This is a genomic window from Caballeronia sp. GAWG2-1, assembly GCF_023631405.1.
Classification (GTDB): domain Bacteria; phylum Pseudomonadota; class Gammaproteobacteria; order Burkholderiales; family Burkholderiaceae; genus Caballeronia.
Map to the genome: position 1 here is coordinate 27,456 of NZ_JALQDD010000032.1, position 22,692 is coordinate 50,147.

The window sequence follows — 22,692 nt, forward strand, 5'->3', positions numbered from 1 at the left end:
TTTATCGGGGGCATGCTCTTATGTTGACAGTGATAGGCAGACGGCTCGTATGGGCCGCGCCAAATCTCGTTTTCATCACCGCGTTACTGTTTTTTAGCGTTGCGGTGTTCTTCGGCAATCCGGCTGCGCTAATGCTCGGCCAGGATGCAACACCTGCAGCGATCGCCGATCTGAGCCATCAGATGGGCTTCGACAGACCGGCCGTTCTGCAGTACTTGAGTTGGGTCAGTCACGCGCTGACCGGCGACCTTGGCCGCTCGTACACAACGCATCAGACCGTCGCCGAGATGATGTTGCGCTCGCTGCCGGTGACGGTCGAGCTCGCGGTGCTGGCGATCACGGTCGCGACCATCGTCTCGGTTGGCCTCAGCAGTATGACGTGGGGCCAGCGCGTGATCACGCCGTTTGCGACCGTGCTGTCTATTGTCGGTATGACCGTGCCGAATTTCATGCTCGGGATGGTCGCGATCTTCGTCTTTTCGGTAAAGCTCGGCTGGCTACCATCGGTGGGCTGGGTGCCATGGGACCGCGGGTTGTTCGTGCATCTTGAACACTTGATTCTGCCGACTGCTACGCTCGCCGCTTATTACTTCGGCGCCTTCACGCTGGTCTATCGCGCTGAGTATCAGGCGGTGCGCGAGCGGCTTTTCGTGCGCGTCGCGCGGGCCAAGGGTCTTTCGGCTCACCGCGTATCTTTCCGGCACATTCTGCCCAACTCGATCCTACCGGTCATCACCTATATCGGCATCAGTCTCGGTCAGCTGATGGGCGGCGCGGTCGTCACCGAGACGCTGTTCTCGATGCCCGGCCTCGGAAAGCTTTTCGTCACGTCGATTCTTTCGCGGGACTATCCGGTGATGCTAGCGGTCGGAATGTTCATCATCGTTGCAGTGATTGTGATGAACTTGCTTGCCGATGTCGTTTACATGCTGATCAATCCGCAGATCCGGCTGAACTAGGAGTTCGAAGTGCTCGACATTCTGAAACGTCCCAAAGTGCAAGTCGGCGGCCTGATTTTGCTGGTGATGATCGCGATGTCACTCCTCGCACCGTTCCTCGCGCCTCACGATCCGACCGCGAGCAGCATCATGTTTCTCGCGCCGCCTGGCGGCGACAATTTGCTCGGTACCGACGAGCTTGGCCGCGACATCCTTTCGCGCCTAATTTTTGGCGGGCAATCGTCGCTGATCGTCGGGATCGGCGCGGCGGTAATCGCGGCTATCATCGGCATTCCGGTCGGCCTCGTCGCCGGTTATCTCGGCGGCCGTGTCGATCTGGTGTGCACGCAAGTGATCGACATTTTTATCGCGCTGCCGGGGCTCATTCTCGCGCTCATCATTACCGCGATGATCGGTCCGACGCTTATCAACCTTGTGCTCGTGCTGGGCTTCGTCAGCTGGCCGCGCATCGCGCGTCTTGTGCGCGGACAAACGCTTGCATTGCGAGAGTCGGTGTTTGTCGAGGCCTCGAAAGCGGTTGGCGCGCGCGCTGACTGGATCATGCTAAAGCACATCTGGCCGAACACCGCGCGCATCGTTGCCGCGCAGTTCGCGTTGACGGTTGCGTACTCGATCTTCACTTCCGCGAGTCTGTCGTTTCTTGGCCTTGGAATGCCGCCGCCGACGCCTGATTGGGGCGCGATGGTACGCGCTGGGTTCGACTATCTGGCGATGAACCCCAGCATGAGTTTTGCGCCGGGCGCCGCTGTCGCCGCCACCGTGTTCAGTTTCTACCTGATCGGAACCAGCATTAAATGACCGCCACTCTAGAACACAACCGCGTGCTCACGGTCGAGCATCTTTCCGTGTCGTTCGACAGCGGCAAGAGACAGCCGCCTACTTCAGTCGTGCGCGACGTTTCGTTTTCAATAGGCAAGGGCGAGATCGTTGCGATCGTCGGTGAGTCCGGTTGCGGTAAATCGACAACCGGACTTGCGCTGCTCGGTTTGATTGAAGGCAATGCGTCGGTGCGCGGCTGCATTCGTCTTGCTCGCAAAGACGGACGGACCGTCGATGTCGTCATGCTGCGAGAGCGTGAATTGCAGCGCATGCGCGGCAACGATGCGGCGATGATTTTTCAGGAGCCAATGTCTTCGCTGAACCCGCTTCATTCCATCGGCGCGCAGATCGAAGAGGCGCTCGGAACGCATCGGAAGATGCGGCCAAGAGAACGTGCCACTGAAGCGCTGCGCCTCATATCGATGCTCGGCATTCCAAGCCCCGCAGAGTGCCTGAAAAGCTATCCGCATCAGCTTTCCGGCGGCATGCGTCAGCGCGTGATGATCGCGATTGCGCTGTCGTGCCATCCTGCGTTGCTGATCGCGGATGAGCCGACGACCGCGCTCGACGTGACTGTGCAGGCGCAGATCGTGGAACGCATGAAACAGCTGCAGCAGGAAACGCAGATGGCAATTCTTTTCGTTACGCACGACCTATCGCTGGTGGCTGAGATCGCGGATCGCGCGCTTGTGATGTACGCGGGTGAGATTGTCGAAACGGGGCCAGTCGGGGAGCTGTTCAACCGTCCGTTGATGCCTTATACGCAGGCGTTAATGCGCTCACGTCCGCGTCTGGGCGACGCGCGTCACCGCGTCAAACCGATCCCGGGTGGTGCGCCGAACCCGGCGTCGCTCCCGGGCGGCTGCGCTTTCCATAAGCGGTGCGAGCATGCGGTCGTCGGACGTTGCGACAAACAGGTACCATCGCTCGAAGCGACCAACGACGGCCTGCGCCAGGTGCGCTGTCTGCGCTGGCGCGAATTGGAGCAGACGCCGCAATGCATGCCCGTCTTGCAGGGTCAAACGATATGACGCCCACTCTCGATTCCCCCGTTCACACGGCGGCCACGCAGGCTGCCGCGGCGCCGTTACTGACTGTGAGCCACCTGCGAAAGTTGTACGACATCCGGCACGGCATGTTCTCGAAGCTCGTCGGCCACGTGCACGCCGTCAACGACGTCTCATTCGATATCATGTCGGGCGAGACGCTCGGCCTAGCGGGTGAATCCGGCTCGGGCAAAACGACGATCGGCCGATCCGTGCTGCGCCTGATTGAGCCTACGGGCGGCGCAATCCGCTTCGACGGCCGGGACGTGATGGCAATGAACGCATCGGCGCTGCGCGAGTACCGCCGCAGCGCGCAGATCATCTTCCAGGACCCGTTCGCGTCGATCAACCCGCGTATGAAGATTCGCGATGTGATCGCGGAGCCGCTGAGGGTCCAGAACATCTACGCGACCGAAGGCGAAGTGAACCGGCGCGTAAGTGAACTGCTCGACCTTGTGTCGCTGTCCGATGACTATAAAGACCGCAGCCCGACCGCGCTGTCGGGCGGTCAGCGGCAGCGTGTAGTGATCGCGCGGGCGCTAGCGGTCAATCCGAAGTTTATAGTCGCCGACGAGCCAATCTCCGCGCTCGACGTATCGATTCAGGCGCAGATCGTAAGCTTGCTTGATGAACTGAAGCAGCGCCTTAATCTCGCGATGCTGTTTATTTCGCACGATCTGACGGTGATGGAATATCTGTCCGATCGCATCGTCGTGGTCTATCTCGGGCAGATCATGGAGATCGGACCGGCGCGTTCGATTACGCAGACGCCAAAGCACCCGTACACCGAAGCGCTGATCTCCGCCGTTCCCAACGATCGGCCGGAACAGCGTAGAAAACGCGTCTTGCTGCAAGGCGATGTCGCCGATCCTGTCTCGCCGCCTAGCGGTTGCGTATTTCGCACGCGCTGCATTTACGCGGTGCCGGAATGCGCGCAGCAGCGACCAGCGATACGCGAGGTTGCGCCGCTGCACTTCAAGGCATGCATTCGTGACGACGTGTTGTGACCTCACTTTCATTTCCGAACTGGAGTTGTTGATGTCGATTGATGTGCTTGCCATGCCCGCGTTGCGCGACCCGTCGCTGTTTAGCGAACAGTCGTTCATCGCCGGCGAATGGACAGCGTCGAACCCTTCCGCGCGGATCGTCGTGACTAACCCGGCCAATGGCCGCACGATCGGCACGGTGCCGCGCGCGACGCTCGATCAGGTGCGCGCGTCGATTGATGCCGCGCAACGCGCGTTGCCTGCGTGGTCTAAGAAAACTGGCAAGGAACGCGCGGCAATTCTGCGGCGCTGGTACGATCTAATGCTCGAACATCAGGACGATCTCGCGACGTTGATGACCTGCGAGCAGGGCAAACCGCTCGCGGAAAGCCACAGCGAAATTGTCTATGCCGCCTCTTTCATCGAGTGGTTCGCAGAAGAGGCGAAGCGAGTCTACGGCGACACAATTCCCGCTCCAGCAGGCGATCGCCGCATCGTCGTCATCAAGCAGCCGATCGGTGTGTGCGCGGCGATCACGCCCTGGAATTTTCCAGCCGCAATGCTGACGCGCAAGATTGGACCGGCACTTGCCGCTGGTTGCACGATGGTGCTTAAACCGGCGAGCCAGACACCATTTTCGGCGCTCGCACTATGTGTGCTGGCCGAACGCGCGGGCGTGCCGCCCGGCGTGCTGTCATGCGTGACGGGCAACGCGGCGCTGATCGGCGACGAGTTGTGCCGCAACCCGGTCGTCAGGAAACTTTCGTTCACCGGCTCGACGGAAATTGGCAAGCTACTGCTGGAAAAATGCGCGGGCACCGTCAAGAAGACCTCAATGGAATTGGGCGGAAACGCGCCTTTCATCGTGTTCGACGATGCGGATCTTGATGCGGCCGTGAACGGCGCAATAACGTCTAAGTTCCGCAATGCGGGCCAGACTTGCGTCTGTGTGAACCGCTTCCTCGTGCAGGAAGGCGTGCACGATGCGTTCGTCGGCAAGCTGGCGAACGCGATCACACAGTTGAAGGTCGGCAACGGTCTCGACGGCGACACGAAGCTCGGACCGCTGATCGATGAAAAGGCCGTAGCGAAAGCGCAGGAGCACGTCGACGACGCGCTTGCGCGCGGCGGCAAGCTGATGGTGGGTGGCGAAGCCGATGCGTATGGCGCAAATTTTTTCCAGCCAACGCTGCTGACGGGCGCGACGCGCGACATGAAGATTTTTCGCGAAGAGACTTTCGGACCGGTAGCACCGATTTTCCGCTTTTCGACCGAAGAAGAAGCGATCCGTTTGGCAAACGACACCGAATTCGGCCTGGCGTCGTACTTCTACGGACGGGACATCGGGCGCATCTGGCGCGTTGCTGAGGCGCTCGAATACGGCATGGTCGGCATCAACGAAGGGCTAATCTCGACGGAAGTCGCGCCGTTCGGCGGCATCAAGGAGAGCGGACTCGGGCGCGAAGGTTCAAAGTACGGCATCGATGATTACCTTGAACTGAAATACCTGTGCATGGGCGGTGTCGCTTGATCGCCGCACAGGAGCGAAGAGCACGGGAAGACCTTGCCGCAGCCTATCGGCTGATCGCACACTATGGTCTCGACGACGGCATCGATACGCACATCTCGGCGCGCGTTCCTGGGACACGCGACCAGTTTCTAATCAATCCGTATGGCCTGCTGTTTCGCGAGATCACCGCGTCTTCGCTGGTGAAGATCGATACGGAAGGGCGCATCGTTGAGCCGACCGAACACGTCGTAAATCCCGCTGGATTCGTGATTCACAGTGCAATCCATCAGGCACGCCATGACGCCGAATGTGTCGCGCACACGCATACGGTAGCGGGAGTCGCGGTGGCGTCGCTCGCGTGCGGCTTACAGCCGTGCAACCAGTGGGCGCTGCAATTTCATCGACGCATCGCGTATCACGCGTTCGAAGGCATCGCTGTCAACCTCGCCGAGCGCGAGCGGCTGATCGCCGATCTGGGCGCGCACACCGCGATGATCCTGCGCAATCACGGTCTGCTGACGTGCGGCGGATCAATCGCTGAAGCGGTCATCCTGATGCTTAACCTTGATCGCGCGTGCCGCGTGCAACTCGCAATTCAGGCAACCGGTGAGCGTGCCTGGCCGCTCAACGACGCCGTCTGCGAACTGACCGCCACGCAGTACGAGGAGTGGGAACGCACGTCGAACGCTGCCAGCGACGATCCCTATCGCCGCGAGTGGAACGCGTATCTGCGACGCCTCGCGCCGACTACGTCGTCGTATCTCGACTGACTTTTCATCCGGCGGTTCATCGGCCATGGTCCGTCGCCATCATCAAGGAATCAGCGTCATGAACAACAGCGAATTCATACAACGCAAGGAAGCCGCCACGCCGCGCGGCGTCGGCGTGATGTGTCGGTTCCACATCGATCGTGCGCAGAACGCCGAATTGTGGGACGTCGAAGGCAATCGCTATCTCGACTTCGCAGCGGGCATTGCGGTGCTCAATACGGGGCATCGTCATCCGAGGGTCATTAATGCGGTGCGCGAACAGCTCGATCGCTTCATGCATACCTGCTATCAGGTAGTGCCGTACGCGTCGTATGTCGAGCTCGCAGAAACGCTGAATGCGCGTGTGCCCGGCGACTTCGACAAGAAGACTGCGCTGTTCAGCACCGGCGCGGAAGCCGTGGAAAACGCGATTAAGGTCGCGCGCGCGGCGACCGGGCGGCCTGCTGTGATCGCGTTCGGCGGCAGCTTTCATGGCCGTACGATGATGGGCATGGCGCTGACCGGCAAGGTCGCGCCTTACAAGCTCGGCTTTGGCCCTTTCCCGTCGGAAGTTTTTCACGCGCCGTTTCCAAGCGCATCGGCCGGCGTGAGCACCGACGACGCGCTTGCAGCGATCCATGCGCTCTTTAAAATGGACGTAGATCCGCAGCGCGTCGCCGCGATCATCTTCGAACCAGTCCAGGGCGAGGGCGGCTTCAATCCCGCGCCCGCCGACTTCGTGCGCGGCCTGCGCGCGATCTGTGATCAGTACGGCATTCTGCTGATCGCCGATGAAGTGCAGACCGGCTTTGCGCGCACCGGCAAGCTGCTCGCGATGGAACACCACGACGTGTGTGCCGACATCACGACGATGGCGAAAAGTCTCGCGGGCGGTTTCCCGCTGTCGGCGGTCACCGGACGGAAGGATCTGATGGACGCCGCCGCGCCGGGCGGTTTGGGCGGCACGTACGCAGGCAATCCGCTGGCGGTCGCGGCGGCGCTGGCGGTGATTCGCGTGATCGACGAAGAGCGGCTTTGCGAGCGTGCGATCGTGCTTGGCGATCGCCTGAAGGCACATCTGCACGCACTGCGCGAAACTGTGCCGCAATTAATCGATGTGCGCGGTCCCGGCGCAATGATAGCGGCGGAATTTAGCGATCCGCAAACGCGCAAGCCGGATGCGGCATTCGTCAAGCGCGTGCAGACTCTCGCGCTCGAACGCGGGCTGATCCTGCTGACTTGCGGCGTGAATGCGAATGTGATCCGCTTCCTGTTTCCGTTGACGATCGGCGATGCGCAGTTCGCCGAAGGGATCGAGAATCTAGTGGACGTGATGCGCGAAGCCGCGACACAACGCCAAGCGCTGGTGGTCTAACGCTGGCTAACACGCGAGTGGGTTGCGACGGCCCGCTCTTTGCGCGTGACCGGCTTCACACAAACCCACGCCCGCGCAACTTCACGGCGCGCGAAATCCGCGGTGCGATCGCAGGCGTCGATCAGACGCGGCTCGTCCACCACCAGTCTGAGCCGCATGAAGCCCTTCGCGGTTTCGCCAAACAGGCTCGCATCCAGCAGTGAGACACCTTTCTCGCGGAAAAGCTGCCACGTGAAAACGTACGTGCTAACGTTGCGCGCACGTCAATCATCATGTATATGCCCGCTTCGGGCAGCAAGCAACGCAGTGTATCGACGGTCTCCGGCCGATGATCCAGCCCAGTCGCCAACCGGTCATAGCGTACGACTTCTAGAAGCTGCTGATCCGCTGGCCGAGTCCATCGCGCCGCTCGACGCGTGGTGGTTTGATCCGTCGCTGCATTCATATCCTTATGACCCGGCGAAGTCGAAGACGCCGCTTGCGCCGAAGGTACTCTTTCGGCCGGCGACAAGGTGCACTAGCCGAACTATACGGTCGAGGAAATGAAGGTCATCGTTTCCGAGGCCCATGACTCCGACATGCGCGTGGCTGCACACGCGCACTCCACTGAGGGCATCCGCCACGTTCTGGCAGCCGGGGTGGATACGGTGAAGCATGGCTCGTTCATCGACGAAGCCTGCATCGATATCATGTTGAAGCAAGGCACATGGCTGGTGCCCACACTGTCGATCTCCGACTTCACCATTGCCAGAGGAGAGAAGAGCGGGGCGCGGCCGGAAGGCATCGCGAAGATAAAAATCGCGCGGGGCGTGCGCCGCAACAACATCCGAAAGGCGATGGAGGCCGGATGCAGCGTCGAATAGACGATTTGCTTTCCCGCGTCGTAGTGCGGGTTCTAGTCCATTTCAGCGATGCACGTAATCGAACGCTGCGCCGCCTATCGCAATCGGCGAGCCTTTCAGGCCGGTGCGACCGAGTGAGCGTTTTCCAAGGCGGTTTCTTGGCCTCGACGGCGTTCTGTCAACCGGACAGTGTGGTGCCGCTCGATGATGTTCAACAATGTGGGCGAATTCCACGAGCCTGCGAGGTGATTTCAGCTATCCCGTGCATCAATTCAATCGGCTGACGGAGGGACGGCTCTTTCCCGGCATGACGGGAACACGTCGGCCAATTAGCAGAGTTACAGAGTCAAATATTTGCTTTATTAGTTTGAATTGGGTAACTAAACAATTTGCCTACTGCTGAAATTTCTAAACAGACTTATCTGGTTATCTAACACCCATTGCGGTCGATCTTTCATCAACTCCAATCAAGGTGATTGACATGTCGAGCATTAAAGTGAAAATCGTCGCGAGTGCGGCGGTCGTACTATCGGCTTTTGTGATATCGCAGCAATCGAATGCTCAATTTTCGGTTGAGCTGTATGGCCGGCTCAACGAATCCCGGCAGTACTTGCATTACACCGGCGGCCAAAGTAACCAGCTTTCCATGCAATTGAGTAAGATATATCAGCCGTCGGGGGTTGCGCGGCATGGAAGATCTCGCTGGCGGTCTGAATGCGATCTTCGAAGTTGGATGCCAGTTCGATCTATGTAGCGGCGCTTTGCACAACGCGACGGCCTGTTCGACCGCAATGCCTACGTGGGCCTGTCGGACGATAATACGTCACATTGACGCTCGTTCGTCAGTTCGACGTGTTGCAGGACATCGTGACACCTGTACAGGGCAACTACTACCTTGAGTATTCCACCGCGCCAGGCGACGTCAATCTCGCGGACAGCTCGATCGGAATCAGCAATGCAGTGAAGTGGCCGAGCCCGTCGTGGAATGGCCTCAAGCTCGGTGCATTGTACGCATCCGGTACCGTTGCGGGCTCGACGGGATCAGGCTAGCTGTCGCCGGCGCGGCGAATTACAGCACCGACAACCTGGCTTTCGCCGCCGGCTACATCATTCCGATAATGGAAATCCGGTCGAATTGGAGCGCTGCACCGGCAGTGGCACCGAACTCTTCTTCCCACCGTCAACGCCGCTTATGAGACCGCCAGTTCGTCATTATCGCGTGTGCCGGTCCAAGCTATCAGATTGGAAAAGTCATATTTGGCGGCTACTACAGCCTCTCCAAAACATGACCAACGCCTATTCGACGTTCTGAAACGCTGAGCGCTGTAACAACGTCTCGCGCTTTACAACTTGGAGGGCAAGGCCGTCGCGGACCATCGAGGCCGGCCACGATCTGCTGAAATCGCGCGGCGATTCGTCCGCGACCTATCGGCAAGGAACTGCGGCCACGTCCCCGGACTGAGCAAGTTGACCATGATCTATGCCGAAGCCGCTTACGGCCATGCGTCGAGCCAGAATGGAACGGGCGCGGCGGCAGCCTCGAGCGCGGTTACCTGGCCGCTCGCCGGCAAATCGGATCGCATCATCACGATGATTGGTATTGCGCACCAGTTCTGATTGTGGCGTGTGCGCTGCCAGGCTAAATCACCAACGATCCTGCCAAGCGCCAGACCATCGATTCAAGGAACGTGACCTGAGTCACATTTAATTGAAATTGATTGAGAAGTTGTCTTCGTATAATCCAGACTCGATTGAGTTGGAATAATACGCTCCGTTACTTTAATCTGACCAGCTTGAAAAGCGAATGACCTCTGCATGGCCGAATCAGCATGCGAATATCGAAAAGGACGTGCGATGCTTTACGGAACCCCTTATGAACATCCGGATGAGATCAGTAGTCACCTCGATCTCGTTCGCTCCTATTCGGACCTTGCTCCCTATCTAGAGTTTCTGAAGGTTCAAAGTGAAAAGACGGTAGAAGCATTAAAGCCGATCGTCAATATTCGAGTTGGCGCACGCGATGAAGAACGCGTGGATGTGTTCCCTGCCAGACAGCCCGGCGCACCTATCGTCATCTTCATTCATGGTGGATGGTGGCATAAGAATACCCGCAAGCTGTGGAATTACGCTGCCAATGGTTTCTGGCATCACGGCTATACGGTGGTTGTCGCTGATTACGCGCTGTGCCCGAAAGTGCGTATTCCCGATCAGACGCAGGCATGCCGTGCAGCGGTCGCGTGGGCCTATGAACATGCGGTGGAAGTCAACGGCGATCCGGACCAGATCTTTCTCGTCGGGCATTCTGCAGGCGGCCATCTCGCCGCGATGATGGCGCTCACCGACTGGCGAGAAGAAGGGTTGCCCGCCAACGTACTCAAAGGCGTCGCACCGATGAGCGGCATCTACGACATGCATGCGATCAAAGCCTGCTATATCCAGACCTATGTGCAACTCACGGTCGAAGCGGTGATCTCGCAAAGCCCGCTGTTTCAAATTCCGGAGAAGGCACCGCCGATGCAGATCATGGTCGGCGACGAGGAATCGCAGGAATTTCACCGCCAGGCCAGCCTCTTCGTGGATGCTTGCCGGAAGAAAGGCTTGCGCACCGAATATGCCGTATTCCCCGAGGAAGATCACTCGACGTATGTCTTCGATCTGTGCGATCCGCAGAGCAAGACGGTGAAGTCGATTGTTGATTTCTTCAGGACCTGCTGATCGCCGGGGAAAAACGATGCAAAGGACTAACGTTTACGTAGACGGTGCCTATTTTCTGAACGGCACGCGTGGTTTGGGCATGTCAATGGATATCGACCTCGCAGGACTGATCCGCAAGCTCATGCCCGAAGCTGAATTCAACCGAATGTACTACTTCAGCTCGATTGCGCCTGAACATATCTACCCGGCACGGCGGGCGCACGAACTGAAAATCGCCGCGCGTTTCAAGGAGCAGGGATTTGAGCCGGTCAGCTATCCCGCGGAGATCAAGGCGCATATCTATATTGATCGCGGGATCGAAGCCGGATTCTCCACGCGGATGATCAGGGAAGCCGCGCGCAATGACTACGACCGCGCGCTGCTGGTCACGCGCCGGCCGGACCTGGTCGAGCCGATTCAGGCCGTGCGTGGAATGGGCAAGGCGGTCGATCTGCGCTTCTACGAGTACACGACCGATCCGGTCAACCGGCTTATTGCTCACTGCGACACCTATGCCGAACTGACCGTGCCCGATGTTGCCGGGTTTATTCGCCGCGGCGGAAAGCCGGTGTATTCCTACCGATAACCGCTCGGCGGACAGCGCCTTTTCTTTAGATTAGGGAGTTCTATGACTCAAGTGACTCGTGCATCCCATCTGATCGTCGATGGCCTGGTCGTGGCTGAATGGAGCCGTGAGTTGTTTGAAGAGATGCATGCTGGCGGACTGTCGCTTGCGAATTGCACCTGCTCGATCTGGGAGAACTTCGAAGGCACGATGCGCAAGCTCGGCGCCTACAAGAAATTCCTGCGTGAAAACGACGATCTGATCATGCAGGTCTATCGTCTGGAAGACGTCGAAATCGCACGTGCGACCAATCGCGTCGGCGTCGTACTCGGCTGGCAGAACACGGGCGGCATCGAAGACCGGCTCGAATACCTGCAACTCTTCCACGAGTTGGGCGTGAAGGTAATGCAGTTGACCTACAACACGCAAAACTGGATTGCCACCGGATGCTACGAAAGTCACGACGGCGGCCTGTCCGACTTCGGCCGCGAGGCGATCGATGAAATGAACCGGTTGGGCGTTCTGATCGACCTGAGCCACGTGGGTCCGAAGTCCGCCGACGATGCGATCCGCTATTCAAAAGATCCAGTGTGCTACACGCACATTGCGCCGTTGGCTTTGAAGCAGCATCCGCGCAACAAGTCTGACGAGCAATTGCAATTCATCGTGGATCGCGGCGGCTTCGTGGGAGTCACCGGCTTTCCGCCGTTCTCACCAAAAGGACCAGCGGCCACGATCGACGATTACGTCGTGCAGATCGACCACGTGGCTAATCTGCTGGGCGAGGACAACGTCGGCATCGGTACCGACCTCGCGAAGAATCTGACGCATGAGTTGATTGAGTACGGCATCCGCGATAAGGGCTACGCGCGCCAGTTGACACGCTTCGGTGAAGTGACCTATCCGGAAGGAATGCGTTCGTGTGCCGACTATCCGAACTTCTACGCCGCCTTTGAGCGGCGCGGCTGGTCGGCTGGTCGAATCGAGAAAGTGATGGGCAGGAACTGGCTCGACTTCTTTGGTCGTGTCTGGAAGTAGCAGAGTCGCTTGGCCAGAACGTCGAAGCTGAACACTCCAGTCAGGTTTTATCCGTTGATTTTTAAGTAAAGGAATGGCGTCATGCGTGAAGAATACCTGGATGGTACGGAAGTCTCCGGTGGTTATTGCCGTGCCCTTAAACAAGGCAACATGATATTTGTTTCGGGAACTGGCGGCCTCGATCAGCACGGGAAGCTGGCGGGTCCCGATGTGACGTCGCAATCCCGGCTGGTGTACAAAAAGATCGAGAAGGCTCTTGCTCACTTCGGTGCGGACTTGAGCCACATCGTGAGCGTCGTGATCTATGTGACAGATATGTCGACGACTGCGGAGTACCAAGCGGTCCACTCGGATGTATTTGCAAAGTACAAACCTACGTCAACCCTCGTCGGCGTCTCCGGACTGGTAGCCGGCATGTCGATCGAAATCAAGGTGGAAGCGATGATCGACTGATAGCGATAGGCGCTTCGCCTATCGCAGGTCGAATGTCGAAAATCGCGCGCAATGGTCGCGCGATTTTTGTATAGCTTGGATCGGTGACGTTTGCGGATAGATCCGGCGCTTCGAAAAAAAGTTGGCGTCACGAATGAATGAACACGAATCGCGTTTAAGACTATTTGTCCCGACAGCCAATATTTCTCGTTTGTCTTCAAGTGATGGCGCGTGACACCATAACCTTGCCTGCAACAAAACATTCAAGAGGTGGGTACATGCAGATTGGTATTGAACTGGGCGGTTATTGGTCTCCCGAAAGCGGCGATTTCAATAATCTGATTCCCGAGATGCTCAAAGTAGTCGGCAAGGCGGATCAACTTGGTTTTGACGCCCTGGTAGTTGGTGAACATCATTTCATGGACTATGGTTCGACGCCGTCACCATTGGCGATTCTTTCCCACGTCGCGCCGTTAATCTCGATCCCGCGTCTGGTCGCCGCCATCCTGATGTTGCCGGCTCACGATCCTGGTGTGCTGGCGGGCGATGTCGCACTGGTGGATCATCTGACCAAAGGACGACTCGAGATCGGACCGGGCCGGGGCGGTGCGCCCTACGAGTTTGACCGCATGTGCCGGCCTTCGGATGTCGATTCGCTGCGCGAAATTTACGAAGAGAAGTTCCTGCTGCTCCGTAAGCTGTTGTCCGAAAAGAACGTGACGTTCAAGGGCAAGTATTGCGGCGCCGACAATGCGACCATAATGCCGCCTCCGCAGCAAACGCCCCATCCGGCGATCTGGCAGACCTGCCAGCGTAATGAGGCTGCTTATCACTCGGCAAAGAATGGCTATCATGTGTTCACATCGTCGCTGCGCCGGCCCATGTCTTATGTTCAGGGTCTGCTCGATTCGTTCCGTGAGGGCGTCAAGGATTCGGGCAATCCGCAGAAGGAGCCGGACTTTGCGCATCTGCAGTGGTTATATGTCGCTAGAGACGATGCGGATGCCCGGCAGAAACTCGATATCGCCTATGTGAAGCAACAGAAGTTCTGGGGAATATTCAACAACACGGTGCAAGTCCAGGACGGGATCATTCCGGGAGTCGAAATGCCGGACACGGTCGAAGATCTGGCAAAAGGCCTTGTGATCGGTACGCGTAATTATGTTGAAGAACGGTTGCTCGAAATGAAGGAAATGGGTGTCGACCTGATGGTGATGAAGACGGGCTTTGGCGCATCGAACGCGGACGAACTTGCGGGTCTCGATCGCTTCGCGGAGTACATCCATCCAAAAATGAAGTAAGTCGGCTTATCAGGCGCGTGATCTGCCTCGAGCGAAGGCCCCTCGCTTTTGCGCGACCGGTGGCGCGGAGATGGTATCCAGTCAATGTGGCGGATTGCCGCTCTGTCGGCCGTCAGCCTCCTTTGTCTTCATTCCTCTGCACCGTTATTTTCGGCTGATGGATGGCTGTTCTTTGTGCCGTCATAGCGCGGTTTTGAAAGTTCAACGCCTGACGCAAGCGTGCCGGATTTCTGGGGGCATAAGCGGTCGGTCTTCGCGCATTTTTGTCCGCATCGAATGCGGATTTTTTGATTCGGGCATGATGTCGATACGCTGGCGAGCCGGTTCCATCGCCTTTGCGCGAGCGCGTTGAAACCTCATACCAGTCGAACCCCGGAACAATGAACATTGCATTCGCTCAAACATTTCTCGAGGTCGTGGCGACAGGAAGCTTCGGCCGAGCTGCCGAACGTCTGCACGTTACCCACTCGGCAATCACCATGCGCATCAAGTCGCTTGAGGATCTCCTCGGCAAGACTCTGCTGCTGCGAAATAAGTATGGCGTCTCCCTTACCGCAGAAGGCGCGCAGTTCCATCGCCATGCCGAAGCAATGGTCCGCGCCTGGCAGTTGATGCGGCGTCAGATGTCGCTCGCACCGGGACTGGATATCGAACTTTCTGTCGGTATCGACTCGATGATCTTCGAAGGATTTCTGACGAACTGGATCACGAAGATGCGCGAGACACATCCGGGCGTTGCGGTGCGCTGCGAGAGCGAGACCAGCGCAAGACTGACGGACATGCTGTTTCAGGGATGGCTCGACCTGTGTCTGAGCAGCGAGGTGTTCTCGCGTGACGGCATCAAGTTCATCCAGCTCTTCGAAGACCCGCTGGTACTCGTCTCGACCGAAGATCGCGGCAGGGTGGACTGGGATCCGACATTCATCGAAATCGATTGGGGCGACGCCTATCGTATCTACGTGGAAAATCATTTTGACGTGGCCGGCAAGCGGCCGATCATTCATGTCTCGCAATTCTCGGCAGGGCTGGAACTGGTGCAGAAATTCGGCGGGTCAATATATATGCCCGAGCGCTTCCTGCTGTCGAAGAAACTCGCGCGACCAATGTATCGCGTGCACGATGTCGAGAAAATAGAACGGTCGATATATCTGGCCTATTCCATCGAAGCGATGGAGTCGAAGTACGCGAAAATAACCCTGGACGGCTTTAAGGAATCCGTCATGGCGGCGCTGAATTTCAGGCCCATGGGCGCACCCGCGCTGGTCTGATTGCGCGGCCTGCGCTGCGCATGGCTTCGTTATTCCTCCTTATTCTTCATTCCACGTCCGGCCGGTAAGCGTCTGCTTGTCGGCCGGTGCTCTCCTATGCCTTCCTGATTGCGCAAGCGTGCCGGGTCGCCCAGTCTCAGTTCAACTATTTATAAGAATTGTATTTTTTTTTTCAATTTATAAAACACGACGTCTAGCAAAAAATAGCTACATCAGCAGCGGTATTGGCGATGCAACGAGGAAGGATGAGGGCAGGAGCAATGAGTAAGGCAAAGGAAGGCGAAGTCCGGCACAGCACCACAGCATTGCAATCGGCGAATTTTCGCCGGACACTTGGCACGTTCGCTACCGGTGTGACTGTCGTTGCGACCCGTTCAAAAGACGACGAGGTGCGCGCCTTCACGGCCAACTCGTTCACGTCGGTTTCGCTGGATCCTCCGCTCGTGCTGGCCTGCCTCGCCAGGCGCTCCGCCAGTGTCGGTGCGTTTGCCAATGTCGACGGCTATTCGATCAGCGTGCTCGAAGCGTCACAACTGCCTTTGTCGGACGCGTTCGCTTCGCGCAACCCGGAAACAAAACTGGCGGCGACTACCCATCTGTGCGGCGACACGGTGCCGTACGTCCCCGACAGCCTGGCGACGTTCCTCTGTACGCCGGAGCAGGTCGTCGATGCCGGCGACCATCTGATCCTGATTGGCAAGGTCGAGCGCTTCGTCGTCAACAAGAGCAGACCGTTGGCCTGTTTGCGTGGCGCGTATGTCGGCGTGGAAGCAGCGCCGCTGGAGAAGGCACCGGTGCGTGCGTCGGTGACCGTCGGCGGCGTGCTCGGACAGAACGGCCGCGTGCTGCTGGTGCGCAGTCCAGGCAGCAGTATGTGGTCCACTCCGACCGTTGCGCTGCACAGCGGCATCCGCTTCGAACACGCGTTGCAGCAACGGTTTTCGGGGATCGGTGTGTAAATCAGCGTGGCTGCTCCTTACTCCGTTTTATGGAAGCGGACGAAGTCGACACGACGATGATCTTTCTGGTCCAAAGCGAGACCGAAGTGGAATCCGGCGTAATGGCGGACGGCACCCGGTGGGCAATGGTCGATCAGAGCAATTCTGCGCTGAGCAATGTCGCCGGTGTCATGAAAGCGGGACTGCTGATGGGCTATCTGAACGGAGTGGTGTCGGGGCGCTAGGGCGTGTATTTCGATTTGCTGGATGGCGGTGGTGTCGTGCTCATGCAGGTGGAACCTGTTTCCTGGGATGCCTGGTCCGGAACGACTGGCTATCCACAACCGACGACTGCCTCCAATTAAACCGGCCTACAGCTTTCCTGGTGGTGCCGCATTGTCTGGGCTTCGTCACGTGTCTGAATTTAGACCTGGTATCCCGAGTTTATTCTACCCCGGCGCAACGATGCGCTCGGGGCTTACAACTGGAGAGTAACGATGTCGAAATTTGGCAGTGTGATGGCGGATGCCCGTAAGCTACGACGAAGCTTGCAGTCGTTGGGCAAGGCGATGATCCTGTTCTGCGCATCCTTGCTTATTGTGTTCGGCATAGTGTCGGCGCCGGCATCGGCGGCAAGTCTGCTGGACCGTGCGAAGAGTGGTGAACCAGTGCGTGTCGGCTACGCGAATGCGGCGCCGTGGTGTTACACGAAAGCGCCGGACACCGCGGGCGGATTCGCGACGACCATCACGGTCGAGACTTTGAAAAAGATGGGCTTCAAGGTTCAGTTGGTGCCCATGCCGGAATGGGGTGGACTGATTCCCGGTCTGATGGCACGTCGCTTCGACGTGGTGGCGTGCGGACTGTACGTGATGTCGGCGCGTTGCCAGAACGTCGAGTTCGCCGACCCGCTGGCCGTGATCGGCGACGTGTTTCTGCTGCCAGCAGGCAATCCGAAGAAAGTGCAAACCTGGCAGGACTTGAGCCGCCTGAAATCACGCGTCGGCTTTATCGCCGGCACGAACTCGATGAGCACGGCAAAGCAGGAGGGCATGGATCTGTCACAGATGGTGTCGTTCCCGAGTAGAACGGAACTGACTGCCGCGATGAAGGCGGGTCGCATCGACGTGGGCGCGGAGAATCTTCCTGAGGCGCAGGAGATTGTGCGGCTGAACCCGGGCCTGTTCGACCTGAGCGATCTGAAGAAACAGCCGAAGAGTTCATTAAACTGGGCAGCTAGCGGCTTCCGCAAGGAAGATGCCGACTTCGCGAAAGCATACGACGTCGCGCAGCGCAAGTACCTCGGTACGCCCGAAATGATGTCGATGGTCAAGTCCGACTCGTACGACCAGCAATATCTCCCCGAGCCGGACGTCACTGCGACATGGGCTTGCAAGAACCGTTGATGGTGGCAATGCGGTCGGTGGAGCGCATGCCGGCCGCACGCAGCAGTCGGCAAGCAAAGAGGTGAAAGATGACTTACTTAGAGTTCTTGACGACCAACCGGCAAGATCTGGTGTCCGGTGTGCTAGTCACGCTTGAAGTGTACGGGTGTTCCATCGTTCTGGGCACAGTACTTTCAGTTGCATTGGCTTTTATGAAGCTGTCGCCCGTGCGCGTGATCCGCTATGTTTCGGTCGCGTATGTTGAAGTGTTCCGAAGCACGCCGCTGATGATTCAGCTGTTCTGGCTTTACTACGTGCTTCCGCTTCTTGGCCTTTCGTTCGCGGCGGGACTGGTCGGCGTGTTGAGTCTCGGCAGCAACATGGGCGCATATGGTTCGGAAGCCGTGATCGGCGCGCTGCGCGCCGTGCCGCGGGGGCAGTACGAGATATCGGTCGCGCTGAACCTGTCGCCGCTCAAACGGATGACGCGAATCATATTCCCGCAAGCCATGCGGCTCTTCCTTCCTACGTGGGGCAACCTGCTGGTCGAATACCTGAAGTACTCGTCGCTGGTTTCGCTGATCGCGATTCCGGATCTAATGTACCAAGTCAAAAGCATCAATGGACTGACCATGCAATCGGCGCAGGCGTTCGGCACGGCACTGATTCTCTATTACGTGCTGTCGCGCCTGATTATCATTCCGCTATTCAATATGTTCGAGAAGATGTGGGCAAAACGCATGGGGATCGTCTGATATGAGTTTCGACTGGCAATGGCCATTTTTGATCGAGATTTTCCTGACCATCCTGCGCGCGCTGGGGGTTAGCGTGCTGGCGACGATGACCGGCTTCGGGCTCGCCATCTTATTCGGCATGTTCCTGCTGCTCGGGCAACGTACACGTTATGGCGCGCTCAACTGGCTCGTCCGTGAACTGACAAACTTCGTCCGAACGACGCCGATTCTGGTGCAACTGTTTTTCATTTTCTATGTTTTCCCGCAGATGGGCATCACTATGAGCCCATGGGTCGCGGGCATGCTGACGCTGGGCGTGCATTACGGGGCGTATCTGTCGGAGGTGTATCGCGGTGCGCTGATGTCGGTGCCGAAAGGGCAATGGGAAGCGTCTAAGGCGATCGGATTGCGTCCGGTGAAAACACTCTTGCGTGTCGTGATTCCGCAGGCTCTGCCGGCCAGCATGCCGGGCCTGCGCATCTATCTGATCGGTTGCTTCAAGGACACGTCGATTCTGTCGGTCATTTCGATTGCCGAGATGGTGCAGACGGCCAGCACGATCGGCACCAACAGCTACCGCTTTCTGGAACCTTTCACGCTGATCGGCGTGCTCTCTTTTCTCGTAGCGGCACCGGTTTTCGTGTTGTTGGCCAAAGCCGAAAAGGGCATCGCCAGAAAGTTTCGAGGGGCTCCGTAATGAATCTAATCGATGAAAGGCAAAGTATGACGCTCGATACCGTGAGCCGCCCTCAACCCCGCTCCGACTCATCGCCGCAAGAGCGGTCGATGGTCCGCCTGAGCAACGTTACGAAACGTTATGGCGATTTTACGGTACTGGATGGGCTCGATCTCGACGTCAGGCGCAACGAACTGATCTCGATCATCGGACCCTCCGGTTCGGGTAAGACGACCGTTTTGCGTGTCCTCATGACGCTCGAACAGATCGATGGCGGCATGATTGCGATCGACGGCGAGCCGCTTACCCATATGGAACGTGGCGGCAAACTGGTGCCAGCGAACGATCGTCATTTGCGCAGAATGCGAACGAATATTGGCATGGTGTTCCAGCACTTCAATCTGTTTCCGCACATGACGGCGCTGCAGAACTGCATGGAAGGTCCGGTGCAGGTGCTGGGGCTGTCGAAGAAAGAAGCGCGTGAGCGGGCGGTGGAGTTACTAGAAATGGTCGGGCTCGCGTCGAAGATGGATGAGCATCCGCTACGACTCTCGGGCGGTCAGCAGCAGCGTGTCGCGTTCGCCAGAGCATTGGCAATGCGCCCAAATGTGATGCTGCTGGACGAGGTGACGTCCGCGCTCGATCCGGAAGTAGTCGGCGAAGTGCTGGCGGTGATCCGGAAGCTAGCTCGCGAACACAGCCTGACGATGATCATGGTCACGCACCAGATGGGTTTTGCACGAGAGATATCGGACCGTGTCGCGTTTTTCTATCAGGGCAAGATTGCCGAGATGGGTACACCGGAACAGATCTTCGAGCATCCGCAAAATCCCCGCACGCAGAAATTCCTCAGGGCCGTGTTGGAGGCCAATTGACAACGCGGCCATCCGGCGATCAATTCGTATTGGAATAGCTTTTGAATCGGGAGATCTTATGGCTGAAGTTCCAGAGCTCATGACCGGCATGCAACTCGTGGGCCAGGGTGGTTACGACCAGCTCGTGTTGCGCGACGATCTACCGGTTCCAACGGTGCGGCAAGGCGATGTGCTGGTCAAGGTGCTTGCCGCGGCCGTGAATAACACGGACGTGAACCACCGCATCGCGTGGTATGCGCAAGGGGGTGCCGCGAGCGGCAGCGAAACGCCGTCGGGGCATCTGGCCGAAGGCGTATGGAAAGGCGGCGACATGAATCTTCCGCGCGTGCAGGGAGCGGATGTGTGCGGCCGGATCGTCGCGACCGGAGAAGGCGTGGATGCCACGCGGATCGGCGAGCGCGTGATTCTCGACCCCGTGTTGCGCAACCCCGCCGGATATCTAGGCGCGGATTGTGACGGCGGCTTTGCCCAGTACGTGCGCATTCCCGCAGCGAACGCGCATCGAGTGGAGAGTCCGCTAAGCGATACCGAACTCGCGTCGTTTCCCTGCGCGTACTCAACCGCGGAGAATCTGCTGACCCGTTCGCGTGTCATGGCTGGCGAGACGGTGCTCGTCACGGGCGCGTCGGGTGGCGTGGGCTCGGCGGTCGTGCAACTGGCGAAGTTGCGCGGCGCCAGGGTGATTGCGGTCACGGTGGAAGCCAAGGCCGGGTTGCTCCTCTCACTCGCTGCGGACCGCATTCATCGGCGTGAGTTGTCGCTCGTCGAGGAACTCGGCAACAATAGTGTTGACGTCGTGATCGATTTGGTCGGTGGTCCGGACTGGCCGGAACTGCTGGGCGTTCTGAACACGAATGGGCGCTACGCGGCGTCCGGCGCGATTGCGGGGCCTGTTGTGTCGCTCGATCTACGGACTTTCTATTTCAAAGATCTGACGCTCTACGGCTGCACGTATTTCGAGCGGGAGGTATTCAGTGCGCTGGTTCGCCATATCGAAGACGGAAAGATCAGGCCGCTCGTGGCCGAGATCTATCCGTTGTCGCGGATGGCCGATGCCCAGGCGTCGTTCCTTACCAAGAAGCACGTCGGAAAAATCGTGCTGACGGTCTAGGCGGTCCAGGCGGCGTTCGTCTGCGCCATGCGGGTCAGCGCGTGGCGCTCGCCGGGTTCGCCGCATCGTTCCGGGTGGGCACCAGCAGCGAGGCGCTGAGAAAGCTGCCGGTGCACATGGCGGCAATCACTGCGCCCATCGGCCACGGCGTGCCGTCGGCGAAAAAGCCCACGAGTGCCGAGCCGAGAATTCCGGTGCCGTACTGACTTGCGCCAATCAACGCGGACATGGCGCCGGATCGTGATGGATACGTGCCGAGCGCACCGGCTATAGCATTGGCAACGATGAACCCCGTCGCGGACACGAAACCGAAAATCGGCACCACGAGGCCCGCGAGTCCACACCAACCGGTCCACGCGTCGATCCCGGTCACGATGCCGCAAACGGCGGCGCCGAGCGCGCCAAGGCGCATCAATCGATCGCTGCCGAAGCCGCGCACCATTCGCGCATTGAGTTGATTCGTCACCATGATCCCGACGATGCCGAGTCCGAACAGCAAGCCATACGCTTGCGGCGAAGCGTGGTGATACGTGATGTATGCGAAGGGCGTGCCCGCAATGTACGCGTATATCGCCCCGTAGAAGAAGCCGCCGGCGCCCGCGTATCCGAGTACGCGGCGATGTTGCAGCAACTGTGCATAGATGGCGAGCGCATGGACGAGCGGCTCCTGGCTGCGGCGGTCCGGCGGTAAGGTTTCGGGTAGCGCACGCAATGCGACGAGCGTCGCAATGCCGACCGCGACCAGTGCCCAGAAAATTACTCGCCACGACGCTACGTGCAGGATCATTCCGCCGACGCTCGGGCCGATGAGCGGCGCGATGGCCATCACCGTCATCAACGTCGACATCATTTGGGCGGCGCGGTGTCCGGTGTAGAGATCACGCACCATCGCACGCGCAAGCACCACGCTCGCACAAGCGCCCACGGCTTGTAGCACGCGCCAGCCGATGAGGATGCCGGCGCTGGTCGAAAGGGCGCAACCGGCCGAACCGGCGATGAAAAGCACGAGGCCGATCGCAATCGGTAAGCGGCGCCCATGACGGTCGCCAATCGGGCCCCACAGCAATTGACCCAGGCTGAAGCCGATCAGATACCCGGAGATCGTCAATTCGACCGCGCCGGCATTCGAGTGCAAGGCGGTCGCCATGGCCGGTAGCGCAGGCAGATACAGGTCCGTCGAAATCGACGCGAAGGCCATGAGCAGACTCAGGATAGCGAGGATGCGCAGACCATGTTTCTCCGCCTCGTGACGAATGCCGGCAGGCGCACTGGGATTCGTCGTGCTGCTTGCAAGCGAATCGCCGGGATAGGTTTCATGTCCGGTGGACGATCGGTTGTTCGATGTCATGGTCTGCTTCCCGGTTCTGCGCGCATATTGCGTTCTTCAAA

Annotated in this window: 24 protein-coding genes and 2 pseudogenes; 23 read left to right on the forward strand and 3 right to left on the reverse strand. The window is 58.6% G+C overall.

The window, feature by feature from the left end; all coding sequences use genetic code 11:
• Positions 1-20 precede the first annotated feature (20 nt).
• Genes NCR98_RS22390 through gabT form a run of 7 tightly spaced genes read left to right on the forward strand, consistent with a single transcriptional unit; the run spans position 21 to position 7,444 of the window.
• Positions 21-959 (forward strand): ABC transporter permease, encoded by a 939-nt coding sequence (locus NCR98_RS22390; RefSeq protein ID WP_250527328.1) that lies wholly within the window; start codon positions 21-23, stop codon positions 957-959.
• A 9-nt stretch (positions 960-968) separates the two neighbouring features.
• Entirely contained in the window at positions 969-1,757 is a 789-nt protein-coding gene (locus NCR98_RS22395) for an ABC transporter permease (protein WP_250527329.1), read from the forward strand.
• Entirely contained in the window at positions 1,754-2,809 is a 1,056-nt protein-coding gene (locus NCR98_RS22400) for an ABC transporter ATP-binding protein (RefSeq protein WP_250527330.1), read from the forward strand. The genes NCR98_RS22395 and NCR98_RS22400 overlap by 4 nt, the downstream gene beginning before the upstream one ends.
• Positions 2,806-3,831, forward strand: coding sequence for an ABC transporter ATP-binding protein (locus NCR98_RS22405; protein ID WP_250527331.1), 1,026 nt, complete (start codon positions 2,806-2,808; stop codon positions 3,829-3,831). The genes NCR98_RS22400 and NCR98_RS22405 overlap by 4 nt, the downstream gene beginning before the upstream one ends.
• Before the next feature lie 31 nt (positions 3,832-3,862).
• Positions 3,863-5,341 carry an NAD-dependent succinate-semialdehyde dehydrogenase gene (locus NCR98_RS22410; protein ID WP_250527332.1) on the forward strand — a complete coding sequence of 493 codons (1,479 nt, stop codon included), beginning with the start codon at positions 3,863-3,865 and terminating at the stop codon, positions 5,339-5,341.
• Positions 5,341-6,090: a class II aldolase/adducin family protein gene (locus NCR98_RS22415; protein WP_250527432.1), complete on the forward strand. Its 750-nt coding sequence runs from the start codon at positions 5,341-5,343 to the stop codon at positions 6,088-6,090. The genes NCR98_RS22410 and NCR98_RS22415 overlap by 1 nt, the downstream gene beginning before the upstream one ends.
• A 58-nt stretch (positions 6,091-6,148) precedes the next feature.
• A complete protein-coding gene (gabT, locus tag NCR98_RS22420; RefSeq protein ID WP_250527333.1) occupies positions 6,149-7,444 on the forward strand; it encodes a 4-aminobutyrate--2-oxoglutarate transaminase in 1,296 nt (431 codons plus the stop codon).
• A 92-nt stretch (positions 7,445-7,536) separates the two neighbouring features.
• Here the strand turns inward: gabT and NCR98_RS22425 are convergent.
• A pseudogene (locus NCR98_RS22425) lies at positions 7,537-7,760 on the reverse strand (arginine--pyruvate aminotransferase AruH); the annotation flags it as partial.
• A gap of 220 nt (positions 7,761-7,980) precedes the next feature.
• Between NCR98_RS22425 and NCR98_RS22430 the strand changes: the two are divergent.
• From NCR98_RS22430 to NCR98_RS22465, 8 genes and pseudogenes are all read left to right on the forward strand, one after another.
• A pseudogene (locus NCR98_RS22430) lies at positions 7,981-8,307 on the forward strand (amidohydrolase family protein); the annotation flags it as partial.
• A gap of 807 nt (positions 8,308-9,114) precedes the next feature.
• Positions 9,115-9,336 (forward strand): porin family protein, encoded by a 222-nt coding sequence (locus NCR98_RS22435; protein WP_250527335.1) that lies wholly within the window; start codon positions 9,115-9,117, stop codon positions 9,334-9,336.
• A 423-nt stretch (positions 9,337-9,759) separates the two neighbouring features.
• A complete protein-coding gene (locus tag NCR98_RS22440) occupies positions 9,760-9,903 on the forward strand; it encodes a hypothetical protein (RefSeq protein WP_250527336.1) in 144 nt (47 codons plus the stop codon).
• Positions 9,904-10,101: 198 nt separating this feature from the next.
• Complete coding sequence (locus NCR98_RS22445) at positions 10,102-11,001, forward strand: alpha/beta hydrolase (protein WP_250527337.1); 900 nt, start codon at positions 10,102-10,104, stop codon at positions 10,999-11,001.
• Between the two features lie 16 nt (positions 11,002-11,017).
• Complete coding sequence (locus tag NCR98_RS22450) at positions 11,018-11,566, forward strand: NYN domain-containing protein (protein ID WP_284503919.1); 549 nt, start codon at positions 11,018-11,020, stop codon at positions 11,564-11,566.
• Between the two features lie 42 nt (positions 11,567-11,608).
• Entirely contained in the window at positions 11,609-12,583 is a 975-nt protein-coding gene (locus NCR98_RS22455; RefSeq protein ID WP_250527338.1) for a dipeptidase, read from the forward strand.
• A gap of 81 nt (positions 12,584-12,664) precedes the next feature.
• The gene (locus tag NCR98_RS22460) at positions 12,665-13,036 is read left to right on the forward strand and encodes a Rid family hydrolase (RefSeq protein ID WP_250527339.1); all 372 of its coding nucleotides are present in this window, start codon (positions 12,665-12,667) and stop codon (positions 13,034-13,036) included.
• 257 nt (positions 13,037-13,293) lie between these two features.
• On the forward strand, positions 13,294-14,316 hold the full coding sequence (locus NCR98_RS22465) for an LLM class flavin-dependent oxidoreductase (RefSeq protein ID WP_250527340.1): 1,023 nt from the start codon (positions 13,294-13,296) through the stop codon (positions 14,314-14,316).
• A gap of 112 nt (positions 14,317-14,428) precedes the next feature.
• On the opposite strand, the gene NCR98_RS22470 is transcribed toward NCR98_RS22465, so the two are convergent.
• Positions 14,429-14,704: a hypothetical protein gene (locus NCR98_RS22470; protein ID WP_250527341.1), complete on the reverse strand. Its 276-nt coding sequence runs from the start codon at positions 14,702-14,704 to the stop codon at positions 14,429-14,431.
• Between NCR98_RS22470 and NCR98_RS22475 the strand changes: the two genes are divergently transcribed.
• The 8 genes from NCR98_RS22475 (at position 14,697) to NCR98_RS22510 (ending at position 21,303) form a co-directional block, all read left to right on the forward strand.
• A complete protein-coding gene (locus NCR98_RS22475) occupies positions 14,697-15,584 on the forward strand; it encodes a LysR family transcriptional regulator (RefSeq protein ID WP_250527342.1) in 888 nt (295 codons plus the stop codon). The genes NCR98_RS22470 and NCR98_RS22475 overlap by 8 nt on opposite strands.
• A 260-nt stretch (positions 15,585-15,844) precedes the next feature.
• Positions 15,845-16,543 carry a flavin reductase family protein gene (locus NCR98_RS22480; RefSeq protein WP_250527343.1) on the forward strand — a complete coding sequence of 233 codons (699 nt, stop codon included), beginning with the start codon at positions 15,845-15,847 and terminating at the stop codon, positions 16,541-16,543.
• A 29-nt stretch (positions 16,544-16,572) separates the two neighbouring features.
• A complete protein-coding gene (locus NCR98_RS22485; RefSeq protein WP_250527344.1) occupies positions 16,573-16,767 on the forward strand; it encodes a hypothetical protein in 195 nt (64 codons plus the stop codon).
• Between the two features lie 312 nt (positions 16,768-17,079).
• Positions 17,080-17,928 carry a transporter substrate-binding domain-containing protein gene (locus NCR98_RS22490; RefSeq protein ID WP_250527345.1) on the forward strand — a complete coding sequence of 283 codons (849 nt, stop codon included), beginning with the start codon at positions 17,080-17,082 and terminating at the stop codon, positions 17,926-17,928.
• An 86-nt stretch (positions 17,929-18,014) separates the two neighbouring features.
• Entirely contained in the window at positions 18,015-18,662 is a 648-nt protein-coding gene (gene ehuC / locus NCR98_RS22495; RefSeq protein ID WP_250527346.1) for an ectoine/hydroxyectoine ABC transporter permease subunit EhuC, read from the forward strand.
• 1 nt (position 18,663) lies between these two features.
• Positions 18,664-19,338 carry an ectoine/hydroxyectoine ABC transporter permease subunit EhuD gene (gene ehuD, locus NCR98_RS22500; RefSeq protein ID WP_250527347.1) on the forward strand — a complete coding sequence of 225 codons (675 nt, stop codon included), beginning with the start codon at positions 18,664-18,666 and terminating at the stop codon, positions 19,336-19,338.
• A 26-nt stretch (positions 19,339-19,364) separates the two neighbouring features.
• Positions 19,365-20,192 carry an ectoine/hydroxyectoine ABC transporter ATP-binding protein EhuA gene (gene ehuA / locus NCR98_RS22505; protein ID WP_502799793.1) on the forward strand — a complete coding sequence of 276 codons (828 nt, stop codon included), beginning with the start codon at positions 19,365-19,367 and terminating at the stop codon, positions 20,190-20,192.
• A 58-nt stretch (positions 20,193-20,250) separates the two neighbouring features.
• Positions 20,251-21,303 carry an alcohol dehydrogenase family protein gene (locus NCR98_RS22510; RefSeq protein ID WP_250527348.1) on the forward strand — a complete coding sequence of 351 codons (1,053 nt, stop codon included), beginning with the start codon at positions 20,251-20,253 and terminating at the stop codon, positions 21,301-21,303.
• Positions 21,304-21,337: 34 nt separating this feature from the next.
• Here the strand turns inward: NCR98_RS22510 and NCR98_RS22515 are convergent, their stop codons facing one another.
• Positions 21,338-22,651: a multidrug effflux MFS transporter gene (locus NCR98_RS22515; RefSeq protein ID WP_284503920.1), complete on the reverse strand. Its 1,314-nt coding sequence runs from the start codon at positions 22,649-22,651 to the stop codon at positions 21,338-21,340.
• Positions 22,652-22,692 lie beyond the last annotated feature (41 nt).

Excerpts from the sequence above, each read along its gene's own strand:
- NCR98_RS22480 (WP_250527343.1), top strand. The coding sequence starts at position 15,845 with ATGAGTAAGGCAAAGGAAGGCGAAGTCCGGCACAGCACCACAGCATTG.
- NCR98_RS22400 (WP_250527330.1), top strand. The coding sequence starts at position 1,754 with ATGACCGCCACTCTAGAACACAACCGCGTGCTCACGGTCGAGCATCTT.
- gabT (WP_250527333.1), top strand. The coding sequence starts at position 6,149 with ATGAACAACAGCGAATTCATACAACGCAAGGAAGCCGCCACGCCGCGC.
- NCR98_RS22410 (WP_250527332.1), top strand. The coding sequence starts at position 3,863 with ATGTCGATTGATGTGCTTGCCATGCCCGCGTTGCGCGACCCGTCGCTG.
- ehuD (WP_250527347.1), top strand. The coding sequence starts at position 18,664 with ATGAGTTTCGACTGGCAATGGCCATTTTTGATCGAGATTTTCCTGACC.
- ehuA (WP_502799793.1), top strand. The coding sequence starts at position 19,365 with ATGACGCTCGATACCGTGAGCCGCCCTCAACCCCGCTCCGACTCATCG.
- NCR98_RS22475 (WP_250527342.1), top strand. The coding sequence starts at position 14,697 with ATGAACATTGCATTCGCTCAAACATTTCTCGAGGTCGTGGCGACAGGA.
- NCR98_RS22485 (WP_250527344.1), top strand. The coding sequence starts at position 16,573 with ATGGAAGCGGACGAAGTCGACACGACGATGATCTTTCTGGTCCAAAGC.
- NCR98_RS22515 (WP_284503920.1), bottom strand. The coding sequence starts at position 22,651 with ATGACATCGAACAACCGATCGTCCACCGGACATGAAACCTATCCCGGC.
- NCR98_RS22405 (WP_250527331.1), top strand. The coding sequence starts at position 2,806 with ATGACGCCCACTCTCGATTCCCCCGTTCACACGGCGGCCACGCAGGCT.
- NCR98_RS22450 (WP_284503919.1), top strand. The coding sequence starts at position 11,018 with ATGCAAAGGACTAACGTTTACGTAGACGGTGCCTATTTTCTGAACGGC.
- NCR98_RS22455 (WP_250527338.1), top strand. The coding sequence starts at position 11,609 with ATGACTCAAGTGACTCGTGCATCCCATCTGATCGTCGATGGCCTGGTC.
- NCR98_RS22445 (WP_250527337.1), top strand. The coding sequence starts at position 10,102 with ATGGCCGAATCAGCATGCGAATATCGAAAAGGACGTGCGATGCTTTAC.
- NCR98_RS22390 (WP_250527328.1), top strand. The coding sequence starts at position 21 with ATGTTGACAGTGATAGGCAGACGGCTCGTATGGGCCGCGCCAAATCTC.
- NCR98_RS22465 (WP_250527340.1), top strand. The coding sequence starts at position 13,294 with ATGCAGATTGGTATTGAACTGGGCGGTTATTGGTCTCCCGAAAGCGGC.
- NCR98_RS22460 (WP_250527339.1), top strand. The coding sequence starts at position 12,665 with ATGCGTGAAGAATACCTGGATGGTACGGAAGTCTCCGGTGGTTATTGC.
- NCR98_RS22470 (WP_250527341.1), bottom strand. The coding sequence starts at position 14,704 with ATGTTCATTGTTCCGGGGTTCGACTGGTATGAGGTTTCAACGCGCTCG.
- NCR98_RS22510 (WP_250527348.1), top strand. The coding sequence starts at position 20,251 with ATGGCTGAAGTTCCAGAGCTCATGACCGGCATGCAACTCGTGGGCCAG.
- NCR98_RS22440 (WP_250527336.1), top strand. The coding sequence starts at position 9,760 with ATGATCTATGCCGAAGCCGCTTACGGCCATGCGTCGAGCCAGAATGGA.